At 67.8% G+C, this 19,325-nt stretch carries 17 protein-coding genes; 6 read left to right on the forward strand and 11 right to left on the reverse strand.

Features of this window, described 5'->3' with window-relative positions:
• Nucleotides 1-10: 10 nt before the first annotated feature.
• The 4 genes from ACO227_RS17940 to ACO227_RS17955 all read right to left on the reverse strand — a co-directional run bounded on the left by ACO227_RS17940 (nt 11) and on the right by ACO227_RS17955 (nt 6,894).
• A complete protein-coding gene (locus tag ACO227_RS17940; protein ID WP_423603719.1) occupies nt 11-2,935 on the reverse strand; it encodes a TonB-dependent receptor in 2,925 nt (974 codons plus the stop codon).
• A 175-nt stretch (nt 2,936-3,110) separates the two neighbouring features.
• On the reverse strand, nt 3,111-4,508 hold the full coding sequence (locus tag ACO227_RS17945) for a glycoside hydrolase family 28 protein (protein ID WP_423603721.1): 1,398 nt from the start codon (nt 4,506-4,508) through the stop codon (nt 3,111-3,113).
• The gene (locus ACO227_RS17950; RefSeq protein ID WP_423603723.1) at nt 4,505-5,599 is read right to left on the reverse strand and encodes a PKD domain-containing protein; all 1,095 of its coding nucleotides are present in this window, start codon (nt 5,597-5,599) and stop codon (nt 4,505-4,507) included. The genes ACO227_RS17945 and ACO227_RS17950 overlap by 4 nt, the downstream gene beginning before the upstream one ends.
• Nucleotides 5,600-5,601: 2 nt before the next feature.
• Nucleotides 5,602-6,894, reverse strand: coding sequence for an oligogalacturonate lyase family protein (locus tag ACO227_RS17955; RefSeq protein WP_423603725.1), 1,293 nt, complete (start codon nt 6,892-6,894; stop codon nt 5,602-5,604).
• 215 nt (nt 6,895-7,109) lie between these two features.
• On the opposite strand from ACO227_RS17955, the gene ACO227_RS17960 reads away from it, so the two are divergent.
• The 5 genes from ACO227_RS17960 to ACO227_RS17980 are packed head-to-tail and all read left to right on the forward strand — an operon-like array spanning nt 7,110 to nt 9,118.
• On the forward strand, nt 7,110-7,946 hold the full coding sequence (locus ACO227_RS17960; protein WP_423603727.1) for a caspase family protein: 837 nt from the start codon (nt 7,110-7,112) through the stop codon (nt 7,944-7,946).
• Nucleotides 7,947-7,956: 10 nt separating this feature from the next.
• Entirely contained in the window at nt 7,957-8,211 is a 255-nt protein-coding gene (locus tag ACO227_RS17965; protein WP_423603729.1) for a hypothetical protein, read from the forward strand.
• A 28-nt stretch (nt 8,212-8,239) separates the two neighbouring features.
• Complete coding sequence (locus ACO227_RS17970; RefSeq protein WP_423603731.1) at nt 8,240-8,485, forward strand: hypothetical protein; 246 nt, start codon at nt 8,240-8,242, stop codon at nt 8,483-8,485.
• A gap of 16 nt (nt 8,486-8,501) precedes the next feature.
• The gene (locus tag ACO227_RS17975) at nt 8,502-8,741 is read left to right on the forward strand and encodes a hypothetical protein (protein WP_423603733.1); all 240 of its coding nucleotides are present in this window, start codon (nt 8,502-8,504) and stop codon (nt 8,739-8,741) included.
• A complete protein-coding gene (locus ACO227_RS17980; protein ID WP_423603735.1) occupies nt 8,738-9,118 on the forward strand; it encodes a hypothetical protein in 381 nt (126 codons plus the stop codon). The genes ACO227_RS17975 and ACO227_RS17980 overlap by 4 nt, the downstream gene beginning before the upstream one ends.
• Nucleotides 9,119-9,157: 39 nt before the next feature.
• Here ACO227_RS17980 and ACO227_RS17985 read toward each other — a convergent pair whose 3' ends face one another.
• Entirely contained in the window at nt 9,158-10,996 is a 1,839-nt protein-coding gene (locus ACO227_RS17985) for a hypothetical protein (RefSeq protein WP_423603736.1), read from the reverse strand.
• Nucleotides 10,997-11,049: 53 nt separating this feature from the next.
• Nucleotides 11,050-12,360, reverse strand: a complete 1,311-nt coding sequence (locus ACO227_RS17990) for a patatin-like phospholipase family protein (protein ID WP_423603738.1) — start codon at nt 12,358-12,360, stop codon at nt 11,050-11,052.
• 129 nt (nt 12,361-12,489) lie between these two features.
• Here ACO227_RS17990 and ACO227_RS17995 point away from each other — a divergent pair, with 129 nt between their 5' ends.
• The gene (locus tag ACO227_RS17995; protein ID WP_423603739.1) at nt 12,490-14,259 is read left to right on the forward strand and encodes a hypothetical protein; all 1,770 of its coding nucleotides are present in this window, start codon (nt 12,490-12,492) and stop codon (nt 14,257-14,259) included.
• Here ACO227_RS17995 and ACO227_RS18000 read toward each other — a convergent pair.
• Genes ACO227_RS18000 through ACO227_RS18020 form a run of 5 tightly spaced genes read right to left on the reverse strand, consistent with a single transcriptional unit; the run spans nt 14,232 to nt 19,283 of the window.
• Nucleotides 14,232-15,200: a hypothetical protein gene (locus ACO227_RS18000; protein ID WP_423603741.1), complete on the reverse strand. Its 969-nt coding sequence runs from the start codon at nt 15,198-15,200 to the stop codon at nt 14,232-14,234. The two genes, ACO227_RS17995 and ACO227_RS18000, sit on opposite strands and share 28 nt — an antisense overlap.
• Nucleotides 15,193-16,308 (reverse strand): GNAT family N-acetyltransferase, encoded by a 1,116-nt coding sequence (locus ACO227_RS18005; RefSeq protein WP_423603743.1) that lies wholly within the window; start codon nt 16,306-16,308, stop codon nt 15,193-15,195. The genes ACO227_RS18000 and ACO227_RS18005 overlap by 8 nt, the downstream gene beginning before the upstream one ends.
• Nucleotides 16,305-17,474, reverse strand: a complete 1,170-nt coding sequence (locus ACO227_RS18010) for a hypothetical protein (protein ID WP_423603744.1) — start codon at nt 17,472-17,474, stop codon at nt 16,305-16,307. Before ACO227_RS18010 ends, ACO227_RS18005 begins: the two co-directional genes overlap by 4 nt.
• Nucleotides 17,471-18,340, reverse strand: coding sequence for a HesA/MoeB/ThiF family protein (locus ACO227_RS18015; protein WP_423603746.1), 870 nt, complete (start codon nt 18,338-18,340; stop codon nt 17,471-17,473). The genes ACO227_RS18010 and ACO227_RS18015 overlap by 4 nt, the downstream gene beginning before the upstream one ends.
• Nucleotides 18,333-19,283 carry a hypothetical protein gene (locus ACO227_RS18020; RefSeq protein WP_423603747.1) on the reverse strand — a complete coding sequence of 317 codons (951 nt, stop codon included), beginning with the start codon at nt 19,281-19,283 and terminating at the stop codon, nt 18,333-18,335. The genes ACO227_RS18015 and ACO227_RS18020 overlap by 8 nt, the downstream gene beginning before the upstream one ends.
• Nucleotides 19,284-19,325 lie beyond the last annotated feature (42 nt).

Here is a 19,325-nt window from a genome sequence, read left to right on the forward strand (position 1 = left end):
AGTTAGACGATCAGAATTTGAACCGCGCGCCGACGAAGAACTGGCGGCCGGTCTTCGAATAGACCTGCTGGTCGCGAATGGTCTTGCCGTCCCAGAAGTCGGTCGCTTGGTCGGTCAGGTTCAGCATGTCGATGCTGATCCCGAAGTTCGGCGTGACGTCGTAGGAGATCGACGCATCGAGGTTGAAGGTCGAGTAGCTGCCGGTCGCATCGGCGAGGCCCGCGCGAAGCGGCACGGTGCGCAGATATTCGCTGCGATAGGCCCCCGACAGGCGCGCGGAGAGCCCACCCGCCTCATAGTAAAGCGTCGCGTTGAACGAGTTGGGCGAGACGTTGACGAGCTGGTCGCTCAACTTCGGACCTGCCGCGTTGGCGGTGAGGAAGTAGGTGATCTCCGAATTGATGCGTGTGTAGTTGAACAGTGCACCGAAATTCTTGAGGAAGCCCGGCAGGAAGGTGAAGGGCTGCTGGTAGTTGATCTCCAGGCCGCGGATCCTTCCGCCTTCGGTCGTCTGGAAGTTGGTGATGTTGATCGGCGCGTTGGGATCGGTCCCCGCCGGGAAGGCGGAAAGCGGGATGCCGCTGTTCGCGATCGTCGTCTGGGTCAGCAATTGCTGCGCGAAGGTCTTGAGATCCTTCTGGAAGAACGCGACCGAGATCACCCCGCCACGCTGGAAATACCATTCGGCGCTGACGTCGAAATTGGTCGAGCGGAACGGCTCGAGGTCGGGATTGCCGACGGTCGAGGAATAGTTGGTGCCGGTCACCGTGACCGCGCCGCCCGGCGTGAGGTTGCCCAGCGCCGGGCGCGAGATCGCCTTGGCCCAGGCGACGCGGAGGATCAGGTCGCGATCGATCTCGAAGCTCAGGTTCGCGGCGGGCAGGAAGTCCTCATATTTGCGCCGCGCCTCGACCGCGGGCAGCGCCGCCGAGATGAAGCCGCGCGAATATTGGTTGGTGAAGGCATAGCGCGCACCGACATTGCCGCGCAGGCGCAGCGTGTCGCTCAGCGGGAAGTTGAAATCGAGCTGCACGTAGGGGCTGTGATCGGTCTCGCGAACATAGCGGTTGTTGCCCAGCGCCGCGCTCGTCGCGATGCGGAAGTCGCCGAGCGCGTTCACGCAGTTGCAGTTGAAATCATAGACTTTTTCGAACGCTTCGATGTTCGGCACGATGAAGTCGATCGTCGAGCCTTCGGGCAGGTTGAGGCCGCGGCCGAAGCCGTTGATCGGCGTGCTGAGGCTGGCGAGCGAAGTGCCTGCCGGGATGTTGCCGTTGACGATGGTCGAGGCGGTGCGTGACAGGCTCCGCGTCTCGAAGGTGAACTTCTTGTACGCGTATCCGACCTTGCCGGTGATCGCGTCGCTGAACTCCCAGCTCAGGTCGATCTTGCCGTTGCGGAACTGGTTGTCGACGCGCTGGCGCTGGACGCGGATGTCCGAATAGCCGTTGATGAAGCCCCAGTTCGCCGGATCCGACGCGTCGAAGCCGAAGTCGAGCAGCCCGTGGCGCTTGTCGGCGCGCGTGTCATAGACGAAGCCATCGCTGTCGAGCCGGTCGAACGAGATAAGGGTGAATTCGGGGATCTCGAACAGCGAGCGCGACTGGCCGTAGAGCAATTTGAGCTCGCCCCGCTCTCCGATCTTCTGATCGAGCGTGCCCGAGACCTGCCAGAAGTTCGTGCGCGACCGCTCATAGGCGTTGGTCATGCGGAAATCGACGTCGTCGAACACGCCATAGCGCAGCAGCCCATTCTCATCGACGTCGGCTTCGCGCACCTTCATGTTCGGCCGGCCGGTAGCCTGCGCCGCGGTAAGGCTGCCCTGGGCGGTGCCGTTGCCGCGGTTGAAGCTGATCGGATTGGTGGCGAGGTCGTTCTTCTCCTGGTCGTAACGCGAATAGGCCGCATCGACGGTGAAGAGCGTCGCCTCGCTCGGCTGCCACTGGAAGGAGCCGGTGAGGCCGAGCCGCTTCTGGCGGTTGATGAAGCGGCCATAGCCGGGGAGACGCGGGATGAACACGCCGGCGCGCGCGATCTCGGCATAGGCCGCGGGAGTCGAGCCGGGCACCGCGCCCGGCGCGGGCGTGCAGTTGGGCGTGAAGGGCTGCGTGGTGACGAGCGTGTTGATCGGCGTCACCGAGCTGCCCGGCACCACCGGGCAGAAACCGTTGAGCTGCTCCCAATAATCCGACAACGCGGTGTTCGAATAGGCCTCTTCCTCGACCGTGCGCTCCGAATAGGCGGCCGAGAACAGCAGGCCGATCGTGTCGCCGGCAAAGGTATCGCTGACCAAAGCGGCGACGCGCGGCTGCACATGCTTGCCCATCTCGTAATAGGCGCCCTGCACCGAGACCGCGCCGCGGAAGCCCTTGCGGTCGAACGGGCGCGCGGTGGTGAGATCGACGGTCGCACCGAGCGAACCCTCGTCGATCTCCGCCGATTGCGACTTGCGCACGGTGATCGAGTTGAACAGCTCGGAGGCGAACAGGCTGAAGTCGAAACCGCGCCCGCGGTTGATCGTCGAGCCGAGCGTCGAGCCGGTGGTGGCGGAGATCGCCTCGATGCCGTTGAGGCGCACGCGCGAGAAGTCGCCGCCCAGGCCGCGCACGGTGATGTTGCGCCCCTCGCCCGCGTCACGCTCGATCGAGATGCCCGGAACGCGCTGCAGCGACTCGGCGACGTTGGCGTCCGGGAAGTCGGCCATGTCCTGCGCATTGATGACATCGACGATATCGTTCGATTCGCGCTTCGCGTTGAGCGCGCTTTCGAGCGAGCCGCGCAGGCCGGTGACGACGACCTCCTGCGTCTCCTCGGCCTGCTCAGCCGGCTGCGCCTCGGTCTGCGCAAGCGCCACGCCCGACCAGCTGACACCGGTAGCAAGCGCAAAGGCGGAGACGGCACGCGCAAAACTGACGCCACGATTCGAAGTCTTCATGTTTCTCCTCTCCATCACCTTGGGATCGGCTCGTCCGCGAGTCTCTGGAGGCAAGACTTTCTCTGCCGGTGCGCCTGCGCGATTCATGCACCGAAAAAATGGCCGTGTCAAAATAGTGGGTACATGTTTCACATAATGAGATTATCAGATAAATCTGTTAGACAAGATGAAATGCTCAGTCGATCCGTACGGCCTCCACCTCCGCATGCGCCGCCTCTCCCTCAAAGCGCACCTGGACCAGTCCAGGGGAATCCTCGGCGTGGAGCGCGTGGGTGAAATAGTCCGGCCGCTTGGCGCCCCAGCGGACCGTGCAGTCGCGCAGAACGACCCGCTCGGCGCGGCGGATGCTGATGCCGGGCGTCGCGTGCTTCTCGATCTCGGTCGCGACCTTGGTCGGGCGGTTGTCGAACACGCCGCCGGGATATTTGGTCCAGCGCTCGAAGGTCACATCGACCTTCTCGAGCATGATGTCGCTGACATGCCCGCGGGCATGGCCGTCGATGCGGATGCTGTTCTCGGCGCGGCCGCGGACGTCCTCGACCTTCACGTTGAAGATGCGGCCTAGCTTCGTCTCGGGCGTGCGTGGAATCGCGGTGAAGGAGATCGCCTCCCCCCGCCCCCACCACGGCGCCGAGAAATAGCGCGCGGTGAAGCGGATGTCGCGGAACAGGATGTTGAAAACATTGCCTTGGTCGCGCAGCTGGATGGTGAGGCCGCGGCAGCCCTGCTTGATCTCGCAGCGCTCGAACAGGATGTCATGGATGTCCTGAGTCGTCTCGGTGCCGATCTTGAGCCCCGAATCCTGCGTCTCGAGCACGCAATCATGCACCCAGATGTTCCGCGAGGGCCCATATTGCGGGAAGCGCGCGGTGGTCTTGATCACGATCGCGTCGTCGCCGCACACGATGCGGCAGTTGCGGATCTCGACTTCCTGGCAATGGTCGGGATCGATGCCGTCGCAATTGGGCACGTCCATCTGGTTGAGGATCGTGACGTGATCGACCAGCACGCGGCGGCATCCGACGAGGTGCACCGTCCAGCTCGGCGCCTGGCGCAGCGTCAGGTCGCGGATGCGCAGGTTCGCGCAATTCTCCAGCACGACGAGGCGCGGGCGGAAGCTCTTGGGCACCCACCATTCGCCCTCGGCATCATAGCGTTCCATGAACTCCGGGCTGCGCCCGTCGATCGCGCCGGTGCCGCTGATCGTGAGGCCGTCCGCGCCATTGGCGTGGAGCACGCCGGCGAGCGGATCGGGATAATCCTCGACGCGGACGCTCGCGAGCAGCACGGCGTCGCCCTGAAGATGGAAATCGATCCCGCCCCTGAGCGTGAGCGGGCCGGTGAGATATTTCCTGCCCGCGCGCAACAGGACGCGCGCGCCCTTGCCCACCGCCGCGGCGGCATCGATCGCGCGCTGGATCGCAGCGGCGTCCGGGGTCACGCCGTCGCCCTTCGCGCCGTGATCGTGGACGTCGAAGATCCGCGCAGGCTCCGCGGCACGCGCGGGAAGGCCCAGCAACGAGCCGGTGGTCGCCGCCACGATCAGCGCGCGGCGGTTGAGCATGTCGGTCATTTCGGCGGATCCCCCGTGAATGAGACGTCCCAGACCTTCTGGAGCCGGGCGCTGCCCTTCGGCCCCTCGACCTCGAGCGTGACCACGAACTTGCCCGGTGTCGCGTAGCGATGGACGGGATGCCGCTCGGTCGAGGTGGCGCCGTCGCCGAAGTCCCATTTCCAGCTGGTGGCGCCGGCGGATTCGTCGCGAAAGGCGACGGTGCGGCGATCGCGGTCGAAGATACGGAACGACCAATCCACGGCGACCGGCTTGGCCAGCGCGGGATCGAGCGGCATCAGCCGGAACCGGCAGAGCTGCGAAGCCTGGCCATACATGGTGTGATGCGGCGAGAGGTTCCAGAAGCCGCGCTTGCCGCCCGGCCCGTCATCGTCGATCACCGCCCAGGCCATCGCGATCACCCGGTCCTCGGTCAGCTCGGTCTCGATCGATTTCGCGGGATCATCGGGATCGGCATGGTCGAACGGCGTGATCCAGAATTCCATGACGAGCTTGCCGCCCTCGCCGTGCCTGAAGCCATGGCGATAGGCGATGTTCGACCAAGGCAGCCGCTTGATCCACGAGGCCTGTGGGCCCCAAGCCATCGCCCAGTCCTTGTCCCCCGCGGGGGTGAAGATGTGGTAGTTCTGGGCGTGGATGTTCTGGAAGCCGAACCACGCACCCTGCGCGGACAGCGTCTTGCCCAGCTCGGGATGGAAGCGCGCGATCAGCGGCCCGCCCGAACGGTCGCCGTCGACCACCAGCTCGAAGATGTCGTTGGTGAGGCCCGGCTGCGCGAAGCTCCAGTAATCGTCCTCCGCTTCGTAGAGGAAATAGAGCCGGTTGAGCCCCTTTACCCAGCCGACGCGGACCTTGACGTCGAGGCTCTTGGGATCGGGCCGGCGGCCGGAACCATCGTCAGCGGCGATCGCGCCGGTGCCGATCGTGTAACCCGGCCCGACCATCGCCCAGTCGCCGGCGTCGCCATCGATCCGCGGGATCGCATCGGCGGGGAACTGGAAGATGCGGAAGGCTGCTCCATCCCCACCCGCCGCGGGGGCTGGCGCGGCGGCACAGGCGGCAAGCGCGCTCAGGGCAGCGAGCGCGGACATCCCTACCCCGCCTTGGCCACCTCGACCGCATAGACGTGGTTCGCCCCGTCCATGTTCGAGCGGAACACGATCCACTTGCCGTCGGGGGTGAAGGTCATGTTGGGCTCGAGCCGATAGTCGTGCTTGCGCATGTCGACCAGCTTCTCCGAGGTGAAGAAGCCCGGCGAGATCAGGTTCGCGCTGTCGGGCGCGTGGATGCCGGCGACGTCGGGCACGTCGTTGGGCGCGAACAGATAGAGATATTTGCCGTCCGGCGCGTGCGCGACCATCTCGCTGTCCCCGCCATCGCCCGAGAAGCGCTTGAGATCGGGCGAGAGATTATAGTGCACCGACCATTCGTTGCGCTCGAGGTGGAACCACTTCCGCTTGCCGGTCGCGAGTTCATAGCCCGCCACCCAGAAATCCTGGCCGCGCGGCAGCTGCAGATCGTACCATATCCACTTGCCGTCGGGCGAGAAGAACTCGTGCCCGGCGATCTCCATGTTCATGATGCGCTTGTGCACCAGCTTCTTGCCAGTGCCGTCGGTGCGCACGATCCAGATGCGGTCGATCTTGTGCCACGGTCCTTCGTGGCAATACATGATCTGAGCGGGGTCGGTCGGCGAGAACTGGATGTGGTTGAGCCAGTCCTTGTCCGAGGCGACGACGACCTTGCGCGCGCCGGTCTTCACGTCGATCGTGAAGATCTCCATCGGGATGCCGGCCTCGAGCCGCTCGTTCATCCGCACTTCCTTGGCCTCGGCGAAGGTCAGAGGCTTCCCGTCGGGACCGAGCGCCTGGTAGTTGGCCTGGCCGAATTGCTGGCGGTCCTGCGGCTTGCGCTCCATGCCGGGCTGGAGCGGTTTGTCGCTTGCCGCCCACTGGCCGAGCAACAGCGTCTCGTCGGCGTTGATCGAGCCGATCGTGCCGCGCTCGACCTTGGCGATCTCGCGCACCTTGCCGGTGTCGATATCGGCGGCGAAGATCGTCACGCCCGTGCCGGTGCGCTTCTGGAAATAGACCGAGCGCGTCTTGCGGCCAGTGAAGAGGAGTTGCGCGCCGGGGTCGCGGACGAGCGTGACGACCTTCCAGTCCTTGAGGTCGACCGCGGCGATGCCCTCGGGCACCGACATCGCCATCTTGTCGCCCTGCGGCGTGTAGCTGTTCTGATGGAAATAGAGGCTCGCGCTGCCCGGCACCTCGCTGATGCGGACCACGCGATGCTTGGTCAGCGGATCGACCCAGCTCTTCGGCCCGAGCTGGGGCGCCGTCGCCTGGTCCTGCGCGAACACCGCGCCGGGTGACGAGGCAACCATAAGCAACAGGGATGCCAACACCGCCCTTACCCGCATGCGACCTCTCCTCGGCAACGTTCTACATATTGCAGCGATAGCCTATCATATGAAGCAACCTGTCTGACTGGCAAGCGATTCCAGCGCATCTTTTCACGCTCTTCGGACGCCGGGCTCACGTTCGCCTGACGGACGCTGCGTACAAGCGGCGATCCGAATTTCACGCGAAGGACCGCCAGATGAATCGAGCTTTGGTCGTGGGTATCGGCGATTATGGCCGGCTGATGCAGGACCTGCCCGGGTGCGCGAACGACCGCGCGGGCTGGAGCCAGGCGCTGCGTGGCGCGCTCGGGCTCGGCGGGACCGAGTTGCGCGTTCGTGCCGACGCGCAGGCCACCAAGCTGACCCTGCTCAACGACCTGGCGTGGCTGCTCGACAATGTCAGCCCCGGCGACCAGCGCGTGTTCTTCTTCGCCGGACATGGCGCGCGGCTGCGGCGCCGCGATCCGGTCACCGGGATCGCCGACGACGTCATCGACGAGACCATCGTGGCCTATCCCGGCACCTCGGGCGATTATGAGGGCTTCATGCTGTTCGACGCCGATCTCGCGGCGATGATCGACCAGTCGGGCTTCCCGTCCTCCGCGCGGCTGACGCTGGTGATGGACTCCTGTCACTCGGGCGGGATGATGCGCCGGCTCATCGTTGGCGAGCCCCTGGATGTCCCCCTGCCCCGCTGCCTGATGATCGAGGAGGAGGAAAAGGCGCTGAGCCGCGCGTGGCTCGCGCAACCGACGGTCCGCAGCTTCGGCAGCCTCGATCGCGCCCAGACCCAGGTGCAGCGCGTGATCCTGGCCGCGGCGCGCGCCGAGCAGCCGGCATGGGACGATCGCATGCCCAACGGGCTGCGGCACGGCGTTTTCTCCTACCACGCGCTGAACGCGCTGGCGGCGCAGCCCGCCATCTCGTTCAGTGACATGGTCGCCACCATCGCGCCGCTGATCGCCGCGCGCTTTCCGCAAGTACCCACCCTGCTCGGCGATTCGAGCAGATTTTCCAACCGCATGTTCAATTGAGGAGGACGTTATGAAGACCGATTACTTCGACTGCCGGTTCCGCTTCGACGACGCCGACCTGACCGACATCTCGGCGTGCCGCACGCGCATGATCGAGATCGTCAACGACCGCGAGTTCGAGACGCTGGTCCGCGACCTCGCGGTCACCGGGAATGCTGTGAAGGGCGGGCCCACACCGCGCGGCAGCGGCGAGTGCGGCATCAGCGGGTCGGCCCATTCCGGCGGCGGCTGGTCCGTCGGCGGCGGCTGCTCCTGGCGCTTCTGATCAACCCCAAGAGAAGTGGAGACCAATCATGGCTGACACCAGCTTTCAATTCATCGTGCCCGACTGCGACCTCGGCGACCTGGGCGAGTGCCGCCGCAAGATGATCGCGGCGATCAACGATCCCGCGCTCGATCAGGTGATCGACAATCTGCGCGTCGCGCAAATGGCCGCGGCGAACGGCCCCACGCCGCGCGGCGGCGAGGCCTCGGTCACCGGCGAAGCCAAGAGCAACGGCGACTGGTCGGTCAAGGGTGAGGTCAAGATCACCTGGTAACCGAAGGAGAAGGCAGATGACCGAACGTCAGGACGCGTTCAACTTCACCGTCGCCATCAACGATGTCGTGCTGGACCAGGACACGATCGCCCGGATCGAAGAACGGCTCGGCAGGATGATGCTGGAGGAGCTCGCGCTGCTCGACAGTGGGGGCGATCTCGTCGCCACGCCGCTGCCGGCCGCACGCTCGATCGGCGGCGGCTTCGGCGGGGGGCATGGCGGCGGCACCGCCGGCATGTCGATCGGCCGCGGATGACCAAAGGCCGCGCCCTTTGCCCGAGTGCTCCCGCAGGGGCAAAGGCGCGGCTGATCGGCGTGGTCACCGGCGCGGGACAAGTCGCCTTTCTGGGCACCCCGCGCCCGGTCGACCAGGCCTTTCTCGGCGCAGCCGGCGAGGGCCGCGAAGCGGAGCGCAAGTTCCGTTTCACGGCTCCTTGCGCCGAGCGCGCCTGCGCGAACTGGAGCCAGAGCGGCTGCTCGCTTCCCGCGCGTATCGCAGCCGACTTGGCGAGCGCCGCACCAGTAGCTGCGGAATTGCCAGCCTGCGGCATCCGCGATCATTGCGTCTGGTTCAGCCAGGCCGGCGGCGACGCCTGCGCGAGCTGCCGGTTCGTGGTGACCAGGGCGGGCTGAGGCCGGCCACACCCCTTCCGCTGCGAATGATCGCCGGCTTCAGCTCGAAGGTGCCGGCCGATCGAGCAGGCCGAGCAGGACCAGGGTCTCGTTCCAGAACAAGCGCTTGCCCAGCGGCGAGAGCAACTCGTCGCGCGTCGCGCGCCAGCGGCGGATCAGCGAATCCTGCTCCAGCGGATGGCCGAAATCGGCATAGACCTTGGCCTTGTCGAGCTGGCCGAGCTTGGCCCAGTGCATCGAATAGGGGATCCCCGCCGCATCCAGCGCACCGCGAACCGCCAGCGCGCCCTTTTCCAGCGTCCCGCACAGCGCGGCGAGCGCCTGCCGGATCTCGTCGGGGTCGGGCGTGCCGGGCTGGATCTGCGCCGCGGCGAGCTTGCAGATGAGCGGCGAAAGCCCGTCGATCTCGATCACCGCATTATGGTCGAAGCGGGTGAAGGCCAGCGTTCCCGCCGGCTTGGCGACGAAGCGCAGCGAGAAGACGAAGGACGGCTCGAGCTGCGCGACCGCCTTGGCGATGGCGGGGACGGCGGCGGCGACGCGATCGAGCGGGATCGCGAACGACGCATTGTACAGCGCGCCGGGCACGTTGCCGGTGATCTCGTCGCCGTGGAGCCCGCTCCAATAATAGCCTTTGCGGTGCGGATCCTCCGGATCGAACTCGCCGGCATTGGGCTCGAACCGCCCCTTCTCGCGATAATAGGCGAATACCGATTCATGCCCGTCGAGCAGCATCCGCAGCGTACGGATCATCGACGGGGGCGGATCGCCCGGATCGAACAGGCCGTCCAGTTGCGGCTGCGCCGCCTTGTCGGCGCGGGCCTCGACATAGCGGGTGAGCCACTCGCCGAGCTGCGCGATCGCGTCGGCCGGCCGGACGATACCGGCGTCGCCCGGCGGCAGCAGCGGCTCGAGCGTGCGCGGAAAATACATCAAGTGCGTCGCGTCGTCGTCGAACGGCGCATGGGGATTGAGCGTCACTTCGTAGAATTCGGGCGCCGTCTTGCAGTGCAGGCGCGCCGCCGCCTTGCCGAACTCGCCGCGGCCGATCTCCGCCAGCCATTCGGGCTCGAGCCGCGCCTTGCGCTGCATCAGCGCGAAAATGGCGTTCGGCACCAGCTCGATCGCCATGCCGTTGACGATGCCCATCCCGCCCAGATGGATCAGCGCGTCCTCGAACTGGTCGTCGTCGCGCACGACGCGGAGCGTGGCGCCGGGGATGGCGAGACGGTCGAGCCCCGCCTGGCTGAGCACGGGGCAGGATTTGCGCTCGATCCAGACATGCGCCTGCTCGCCGGTGATCAGGTGCATGCCCAGCACCATGTCCTGGATGCCGCCGAAGCCGAGCCGCGAGCCGTGGCTGGCGGTCCCCGCCCCGCCCGCGATCGTCGCGCCGAGATGCGTGCCGCTGGTCTTGATCGTCAAGTCGTTGCGTTCCGCCCACCGCACCAGCTCGCGCAGCCGCGTGCCCCCGCTGGTGAGCGCGATCCGGCTCGCCGGCACGCAGCAGTCCCGGTTCCATTCCGCCGCGTCGAGCGCGCCGATCCCCGCCAGCCCGTCGCACTGGAGTTGCGACACCGCGGTCCCGATCAATGCGCTGAAGCTCCAGCCCCGTCCCGTCATGCCCGCGGCGAACGCGCGCGGCGGCAGTGGCGGCTCGGGGTCGAGCATCTTCGCCAGCTTGGCGAGGTGGTCGAGCAGCGGCTTGCCGGTCGCGGCGAAGCGCTCGAGTCCGGCCATGCCGCCGCAATCGGCGGCGTGGAACCGTCCCAGATTCTCGATGATCATCGACGGGATGGGATTTGGCCCCGCGGTCCCGCCGAGCGTCAGGTGATAGTTGGACCAGGCGGCAAGGCTGTCATAGCTGATGGATGGCATGGCGATCCTCTCATTGGGGGGGTGGCTCGGCGGTATTCGGTGGTTTGCGGCGATCAGCGCCGGCGGCGCTGCAGGGGCTCGATCTCGCTGAGCTCGATCCATTTCGCGGTCTGCGCCTTGGTGTCGCCCCAGCGGATCAGGCAGGCCATGAACCCTGGGTGGAACACCGCCTCGGGCCGCGGGCCGCAGGGATGCGGGTTCATCCCCGGCGAGTTGAACCCATCCGCCGTCATCACGCGGATCGGCCCCTTGGGATGGTTGAGGCGCAGGCTGGCGATCGACATCAGCTCGCTCTGGTTGACGATCGTCGAATAGCCGCGCATCCCGACGCGAAGCAGGTCCGGCCGCGCATCGACCTTGGGGATGCCCAGCTTTTCGTCGAGGCCGTCGCGGAACACGACCGTGGGACCGTTGCGGATGACGTAGATTTCGGACGGCTGCGCGCGAGGGCCGCGCATCGCCTGGAACGCGGCGTGGCGCCGGGCCATGCCGGTATCGAACACCGAGGCGCGGACGCCGCCGTCCAGATAGGTCTGGCCGTCGATCTGCACCGGCGTCAGCCGGACCGGGATCGAGCTCGACGCCAGCGTGACGCCGGCCACGCACGAGGCGAGCTTGCCGACCTGGTCGGACGTCGGGTTGGGGTCGTTGAGCACCGATCGGACCATCTTGGTCACCGCGACGACCTTGAGGTCGCCGCTGCGCGCCTCGACCATCCCGACGAACAGTTCGGGGCTGCCCGCGCGCGCCATGCGGACGAGCGCGGTCTCGCCGCTGCTCGCGTCGAGCAGATAGGCCATCACCTTCCCGTGCAGCGGGCGAAGGTCGTATTCCGACCCCTTGCGCACCATGCCGAGCAGGCCGTTGGTGATGGCGAGGTCCTCCTGCACCTTGATGTTGTACTCGCGTACCATGCGCTCATGGTCGCCCGCTGCGACCAGCAGGCCCTGCATCGCGCCGGTGCTGATCCCCGCCACCGCCGTCCAGTCCTTGCGGCCGTAGCGATTGAGGAACGCCGCGCCGAACGCCCCCCAGCTGCCGCCGCCGGACAGCATCAGCATCGCGGGCGGGCGATTGTCCTCGATCAGTGTTTCGCCTCGCCGTCCCAGCGCGAGGACCACGGGATCGGTGCGAACGTCGATCGTGTCGGCAGGGAGCTGCTTCGCCGCCTCGATCAACGCAGTGCCGGGCAGCGGGTCATCGTTGCCCGCGTCGCGCTGCAGCTCGGCGAACAGCGGGGTCGAATGATAGGTCTGGATGTTCTCGGTCAGCAGATTGCCGCAGGTGAACGTCATCGGCTTCGCGCCGAGCTTGATGCACCCGCCGAGCGCGAGCGCCAGGGGCAGAACCAGTATCGCGCGCATCGCCATTCTCCTCGCCTGGAATCATTCCTCCATTGCGGGCCGATCCTGCCCGAACCGGCATCCGAAAAGCGTGAAAAGCTTCTGTGCCAGCGGATTCAATCTGATAGACTGAATTCGGGGGAAGAGATCATGGAGCGCTACCGCCTCAACCTGGTGGGTCCATTCGGCTTGTTCGCGCCGGACGGGCGCCGCATCGACATCAGCAGCCAGAAGGGCATGGCGCTGATCGCGCTGGTGGTGGTCTCGCCGGGCGGCGTGCGGTCGCGCCGCAAGCTCGAGGCGATGCTGTGGGGCTCGCGCGGCGCCAAGCAGGCGCAGGACAGCCTGCGCCGCGAGCTCTCCAACTTGCGCAAGCAGCTGTGCGAGCATGGCGCCGGCGACCTGCTGATCCCGGAGACCAAGCGCGTCGCGCTGGCGATCGACCGGATCGAGGTCGACATCTTCGCGCTCGGGCTCGGTCCGCCCGACGCGCGCATGCGCTATGCCGGCGACTTCCTCGAAGGCATCGATTTGCCCGATTGCGACGCGTTTGAGGACTGGCTCAGGGAGGAACGCGAGCGCGTTCGCGACATGCTCGACCTCCTCGTCCCCGAACCCCCGGCCCCCCTGCCCGCCGCTTCCGAAGTGTTCGGGGCCGCGGTGCCGGGGGCCGAGGAGACGCTTCACGGGCGCGCGCCGCGCCTTCCGCCCAAGCCCTCGGTGGCGGTGCTGCCGTTCGCCGTGCCCGGCGAGGCCATGCGGAGCTGGCTTGGCGCGGGCTTGGCCGACGAAGTCAGCGTGTGCCTGAGCGCCTTCCCACAGCTGTTCATCGTGTCCAGCAACGCAGCGCGGACCCTTGCCGACGCGGGCCTCGCACGTACCGAGATCGCGCACCGGCTGGGGGTGCGCTATCTGCTCGAAGGGAGCATCCTGCGCGACGGCGACCGGCTCCGGGTTTCGGTCGCACTGGTCGAAGGGCGCAGCGGCGAGCAGTTCTGGGCCGAATCCTTCGTCGGGCAATCCGACGCCAGCTTCACTCTGCAGCAGGAGATCGCCGCGCGCATCGCGCCGCAGATCTGGACCAAGGTCGATCACGCCGAGCGTCAGCGCAGCCTGCGCCTGACCGGTCCCGTTTCGGGCGATTACGAGCGCTACTGGCGCGCCAACGCGCTCTCGCGCAGCTGGGAGAAGGAGGCGATCGCCGAGGCCATCACCCTCACTATGCAGCTCGTCGAGAACGACCCGACCTGTCCCTGGGCCACCTCGCTCGCCGCCTATTGCAACAGCATCGCCTGGATGCTGCACCACAGCCCCGATCGCGAGGCGGTGCTGCGCCGCGCGATCCAGAACTACCAGGCGGCGATGCGCTTCGGCGCCGACAATGTCGAAGCGCTGGGCTATTGCGCGGGCACGCTGGTCAATATCGGCGGCGACATCGACATGGCGGACCGCATCATCGGCCGCGCGCTGCACCTGCTGCCGGCGCACCAGCCCGCGCTCTTCTGGGGCGGCTGGGTCGACGTGATCCGCGGCGACCCGGCGCGCGCCGCCGACCGTTTCGAACTCGCGCTGCGGATCAACCCGGTGAGCGGTGCGCTCGGCCAGACGCTGACCGGGATCGGCTTCGCCATGCTCCAGCTGGGCAAACCCGAGGAGGCGCTGCGTCTGCTGCTCGAGGCCGAGCGTGCCGCGCCGGGCTTCCCGCCGGCCCAGCTCGGCTTGTGCGTCGCCGCGCAGCTGGCGGGCAAGACCGACCTCGCGCGCGTCTACGCAGTCCCGCTGCTCGCACGCGGCGGGCTGGCGCTGGTCGACATGCTGCGGCGGCCCGAGGACGTGCGGATGTTCTCGCAGGCGCTGCGTGCCGCCATCGGAGACGACGGCGAGACCCCGGATCAGCTGAGGCGGGCGCGGATCAGCTGACGGGGTTCCCATCGCGCGCGCCGTGTGGCCGCAGGCCGAGGACGCAGCCCGATCCGGAACACGCTGATCAGCGCTCGGCCCGCCGGCACGCCATGCTCGGTGGCGAGCAGCCCGTTGGTCTCGCCCCAGTCGGCCAGGACCGACATCGGGCATGCCGCGAGGCCGTGGCGTTCGATCGCAAGCCAGGCGCGGTAGAAGGCACGGCCGGTCTCGATCGGGGACTCGCCGGCCGGGCGCACGAACAGCGCGATTGCCGCCGCGCTGGCGGTCTTGGCGCGCTCGGAGAGCAGCGTGGAAGTCAGCCCGATGCGGTCGAGCGGCCCGAACAGCGCACCGAGCACGAGCCCGGCGGCGCGCGCCTCGATCGGATTCAGCGCCATCGCGTCGGCGTTGAGGCCATCATGGGCCCAGTCCGGATGCGCGCGTGTCAGCCGCATCCATTGGCGCAGTTCGCGCCGATGCGCGTCGTCGCGCAGGAAATGCATCGACGTGTCGTCGCCGAGCGCGGCGACGCGTGCGATCGCCTCGCTGCCCCGGACCAGCAGCAGGTCCGCGCATTCGGCCTCGATCCGGTCGAGCGCGGACGGATCGGGCAAGGGAGCGAAATTTCCTCGCCAAGTCGCACGGCTCTCCACCTCGGGCAGAGCGGCGGGGGTATCGGGTGCGGTGCGGATCGCGGCGAGTGCGCCTTCGGCCTGCTCGACCTGCCCCGTCCATCCCTCCACCGCAAGGCTCAGCAAGGTCCCTTCGAGCGCCGCGCCGTGGGAGATTGCGATGTCGCGGCCGTTGGGGTCGGCGACCGGCAAGCGGATCGCGGGTTCGTCGAGCAGCAGAATCCGGCCCTCGCCATCCAGCGACCAGCGCGTCGGCTGGACGTTGTGGACGCTCGGGGCGAGCCGTGCGCGAGTCACCACGCGCGTGAGCAGGTCCATGTCAGCCATCGAGTTGCTTTCCGAAAATGGCGAGGTCGTGCAGCGGCCGCGCCCCGATCTTCTCGGCCTGGCGCAGGCTCGCGCCGTTGACGTCGGCGATCCAGGTGCCGCCGACGCTCTTGTAGCGAGCCTGCTTGAGCGCGGTCGCGAGGCGGAACAGCATCGCGCCGTTGAGCCCGCGATTCTGGTGGGCCGGGTCGACCGAATAGAGCAGGATCACGGCGCGGGTGCGCCTGAGGCGGTGGCGCAGGAAATGGAATGGAGTCGCGAGGCCGATCCGCGCGCGCGTGTCGCGAATGAAGGGATTCATGTCGGGCACACAGAGCAGGGCACCGACCGGGGCGTCACGGTGGTGGACGATCACCGGCAGGCGATAGTCCATGATCCACATCATCTCGCCCGCCTGGAAGGCGAACTCCGCCGGAGTCAGCGGCACGAACATCGGGTTGCGGTCGAAGCCAGCGTTGAGCACGAGCCGGGCGTCCTCCATCCGCGCGGCGAAGGTGCGGCGCGTGACGCCGAGCCACTGATAGTCGGGATCGTCGAGGATCGCACGCTGCTTCGGCCCGAGCAGCAGCGCGGGATCGAGCCGGTCGAGGTCATAAGCGAAGGTGGTCATGTCGAAGACCGGGCGGTAGCCGTTCGCTTCGAGCAAGCGCGGGAGATAGGGCGGCGACCACATCATGTCGGTATAGGGCGCGGCGTCGAACCCCGAAGTGACCACGCCGGTCATCTGCATCGCGGTGAGGTTGAAATTACCTGCGATCTCCTTCGCGCCACGTTCCCGGCCCCAATTCTCGGCCGCCCCGAGCAATACCGCCGCGACCTCGGCGTCGTCGGCGCAGTCGAAGAAGCCGAACTGCGCCCGGCGCGTGCCGTGGCGGGTATTCGAGGCATCATGGATCGCGGCGACGATCCGCCCGACCGGCTGCCCGTCGCGGTGCGCGGTGAACAGCTCGAACCGGCCATGCCCCTCGGTCACCAGCGGGTTGCGCGCCGGATCGAGGATGCGGTCGAGATCGGCCCGCATCGGCGAGACATAGGGGCTCGGCGCGGGATAGACGCGGAACGGAATCTCGAAGGCGGCGGCGCGGTCGCCGGTGCGCATAGTGATCATGGATGGCCCTTTCCGGCAGTCGCGGCGAGCAGCCGCTGCGCCAGCGCCAGGTCGGTCTCGGCCGAGAGATCGGCCGAGAGCCCGGGCAGGTTGATCGCGAGCAGCTCGAGCGGCGACTGGCGCAGCGCGAGGAGGTGAGTCGCGTTGTGGGTCTCGAACAGCGCGGCGACGGCCTCGGCCAGCATCTCGTCGCGCGCCATGCCCCAGGGCGCGTCACGGCGGCGCAGCACGGGATGCGCCGCGGCCAGCGCAGCGAGTGCATCGGGATCGGCGACGTCGAGAAGTCCGCCCGACAGGATCGTGCCGCTGCCGAGCGTCTCGCTGGCGGTGATCGCCTGCAGCAGCGCCTCGCGGTCCCCCGGCGGCGTCGCGGCCAGCGCGCGTCGCAAGGCAAGGCCGGCATCCCGCGAGGCGACCGCCTCGGCACTGATCGTCACCAGCAGCAGCGCGGCGAGGATGACCAGGCTGGTCTGCATTGCGCTCAGCCCGGACGTGCCGGCGGCGAGGCCCGCGCCGGCCAGCGCCGCGATCACGACCAGGAAGAAGAACCATGCGATCCGCTCACCGACGCGCCATGCCCCGATGGTCAGGCCGACCCAGCCGAGCAGCATCACCGCGAGCGGCGAAAGCCGCGCCGGCATGTCGAGCGGCAACTCGCGAAAATCGGTGAGCGCCGCCGGAATCAGCGCGACCTGGCACAGCGCCAGCGCGACCACCGCGCGCCGCTCGCCGCGATCGAGGCCGCGCAAGCCGGCGAGCGCGGTCGCGACGCCGAGCGTCATGCCGAGCCCGATATGCGCGCCGAGCGCGAGCGTGGCCCGCGACGCGCCGGTCAGGCTAGCGACCAGCACCGCAACCGTTCCCGCGAGGATGAGCAGCTTGACGATCAGCGGCGCGTGCCGCCGGATCAGCCCCTCGACCAGCAGCAGCACCGCGAGCGGGATCATCGCGGCGGCAATCGCCGTCACGGCGTTGAAGCCCGCACCCGCGCCGATCCAGAACAGGCCACGGCTGGCATACATCACCCCGACCAGCCCGAGCGCCAAGGTCCAGCGCCAGCGCATCGCGCCAGGCGCGTCGCGGCGGCGCACGGCCAGGATCAGCGCAAGCACGCCGGCAAGGCCGAGCGCGTTGACCAGGCTGTCGGTAATCGCCTCGGCGCTCATCCCGCGATCATCCGTTGCAGCGCGTGGCGGACCAGCGGCCGCAGCAGCGCGGCGACCGGCGCCGGCATCGGACGCTCGATGCGCGGCTTGTGCACGTTGAGGAACCAGCCGCGGCAATCGGTGCCGCTCGAGCGCCCGATCGCGAGATGGATCGCTTCGTACGCCATCAGCATGCCCGTGCTGATCACCATCGGCGCGAACGACATGCGGCTGCGGCGCCCCGCCGCCACCTCGCCCGCGAGATCGAGATCGATATGATGCCGCGAGCTGCTGTTGAGCAGGACATGCTCGGCCTCGCGCAGAAACGCCTCGGCGCGGTCGGCGTCGGTCACCGCCTCAATCGGCTTGCCGCGGGTTGGATAGCGCAGCCGTTCCTCGGGCATCGGATCGCCGGGCCGCGTGACGTAGACCGAGGGCAAAGGCGAGGCATAGGCGTCGATCACCGTCCCGCCGCTCGCACGGGCGCCGCGATAGAGGCGTAGGCCGGCCACGAGATCGTCGGTGCCGTTGACCACGATCTTGGCCGTCTCCAGTACGCGGTCGAGGTGATCAGGCCAGTCGCGGTGCAGCACCTCGATCTCCGCCTGCGGATTGATGCGCAGGCACTGGTCGCGGCTGGCCTCCGCCTTGTGCCGGCCCACGCTGTCGAGCGTCGCGAACAGCTGGCGGTTGAGGTTGGACACCTCGAATTCGTCGAGGTCGGCGATCACCAGCCGCGAGAAGCCGGCGCGGACCAGCGCCATCAGGCACGCGCCGCCCATCCCGCCGACGCCGCACACGAACACTGGCGCCGTGCGCAGTTTGGCCTGCTCGGCTTCGCTGACGAAGCCGATATTGCGGTTGGTCATCTCGGCATAGTCAAACATCGCCAGTCTCCCGCCACGGCCGCAACCGCCCCCATTGGCGCGCGGGGCTCAGCCAATAGACCACCGGCAGCACCGCGCGCTGGACGAGCAGGAACAGCGCGGCACCGAGCAGCGCCGGGAGCGAGTGCCGGGGCACGTCCTGCAGCAGATAGCGGCGCGCGGCGGCGAGGTTCATCTCGCCGACCTGCAGCACGTCGTCGCCACGGTCATAGTCGAGCGTCCCGGCGCAGAAATCATTGAATGCCGCGTCGCGATGCTTGGGCGCGGCGTCGAACGTCTTCTTGAGATGGTCCGAGCCGCCGCGGTAGGCGTCCTCGATCACGAAGCGCGTCTCGTCGAACCGCGCGTCGGCGCTGACCCCGAATGCGGCGCGGTGGCGCTGCATGATCTGGCGCGCGATCGCGAGGTGATCGAAGCGGCGGGCCGCACCGTCCGGCGATGGGAAGACGTTGCTGAAGCCTTCGCAGACCAGTCCCACCACCGCCGGGACTTGCGTGACGCTCGAGATCCAGAACGGGCGCAGCTGGTTGCGCACGAACAGCAGCAACGTGGTCATCCCGTAGAGCGCCCAGGAAAAGCCCTTCCCACGCGCCGCCGGGTCGATCAGCACCAGGCCGAGATGCGTGACGGTCTCGGGTCGGCCGCGATAGGTGACGTCGAGCAGCGTGAGCGCGTTGAACGCGACCGGCCGTCCCGAGCCGTGCTCGCGGATCAGCATGATCACGGCGCGGTCGAGCGCGCCCGAATCTTCGCGGAACACGCCATAGTCGAGTTGCCCGGCGGGAAGCGACCGCGCCGCGATCTCGCGCAGCGCCGCGGCGAGGACCGCCCGGTCGTGGCCCGGCATCCAGCGGCCCGGGCGCTCATAGACCTGCGCCACATGGCTGGCGGACAGCTTTACCGACAGGTTCAGCGACGGCTGGAACAATGCCTTCAGCCACATCGCGGCGCTACTCGAACGGGGAAGGAAAATCAGCAGGCATTC

It is taken from the genome of Sphingomonas sp. MS122 (assembly GCF_049532975.1).
Taxonomy (GTDB): domain Bacteria; phylum Pseudomonadota; class Alphaproteobacteria; order Sphingomonadales; family Sphingomonadaceae; genus Sphingomonas.

Bases quoted from the DNA above. Each gene is read 5' to 3' on its own strand.
- ACO227_RS17940 (WP_423603719.1), bottom strand. From the start codon at position 2,935: ATGAAGACTTCGAATCGTGGCGTCAGTTTTGCGCGTGCCGTCTCCGCC.
- ACO227_RS17945 (WP_423603721.1), bottom strand. From the start codon at position 4,508: ATGACCGACATGCTCAACCGCCGCGCGCTGATCGTGGCGGCGACCACC.
- ACO227_RS17950 (WP_423603723.1), bottom strand. From the start codon at position 5,599: ATGTCCGCGCTCGCTGCCCTGAGCGCGCTTGCCGCCTGTGCCGCCGCG.
- ACO227_RS17955 (WP_423603725.1), bottom strand. From the start codon at position 6,894: ATGGTTGCCTCGTCACCCGGCGCGGTGTTCGCGCAGGACCAGGCGACG.
- ACO227_RS17960 (WP_423603727.1), top strand. From the start codon at position 7,110: ATGAATCGAGCTTTGGTCGTGGGTATCGGCGATTATGGCCGGCTGATG.
- ACO227_RS17965 (WP_423603729.1), top strand. From the start codon at position 7,957: ATGAAGACCGATTACTTCGACTGCCGGTTCCGCTTCGACGACGCCGAC.
- ACO227_RS17970 (WP_423603731.1), top strand. From the start codon at position 8,240: ATGGCTGACACCAGCTTTCAATTCATCGTGCCCGACTGCGACCTCGGC.
- ACO227_RS17975 (WP_423603733.1), top strand. From the start codon at position 8,502: ATGACCGAACGTCAGGACGCGTTCAACTTCACCGTCGCCATCAACGAT.
- ACO227_RS17980 (WP_423603735.1), top strand. From the start codon at position 8,738: ATGACCAAAGGCCGCGCCCTTTGCCCGAGTGCTCCCGCAGGGGCAAAG.
- ACO227_RS17985 (WP_423603736.1), bottom strand. From the start codon at position 10,996: ATGCCATCCATCAGCTATGACAGCCTTGCCGCCTGGTCCAACTATCAC.
- ACO227_RS17990 (WP_423603738.1), bottom strand. From the start codon at position 12,360: ATGCGCGCGATACTGGTTCTGCCCCTGGCGCTCGCGCTCGGCGGGTGC.
- ACO227_RS17995 (WP_423603739.1), top strand. From the start codon at position 12,490: ATGGAGCGCTACCGCCTCAACCTGGTGGGTCCATTCGGCTTGTTCGCG.
- ACO227_RS18000 (WP_423603741.1), bottom strand. From the start codon at position 15,200: ATGGCTGACATGGACCTGCTCACGCGCGTGGTGACTCGCGCACGGCTC.
- ACO227_RS18005 (WP_423603743.1), bottom strand. From the start codon at position 16,308: ATGATCACTATGCGCACCGGCGACCGCGCCGCCGCCTTCGAGATTCCG.
- ACO227_RS18010 (WP_423603744.1), bottom strand. From the start codon at position 17,474: ATGAGCGCCGAGGCGATTACCGACAGCCTGGTCAACGCGCTCGGCCTT.
- ACO227_RS18015 (WP_423603746.1), bottom strand. From the start codon at position 18,340: ATGTTTGACTATGCCGAGATGACCAACCGCAATATCGGCTTCGTCAGC.
- ACO227_RS18020 (WP_423603747.1), bottom strand. From the start codon at position 19,283: ATGTGGCTGAAGGCATTGTTCCAGCCGTCGCTGAACCTGTCGGTAAAG.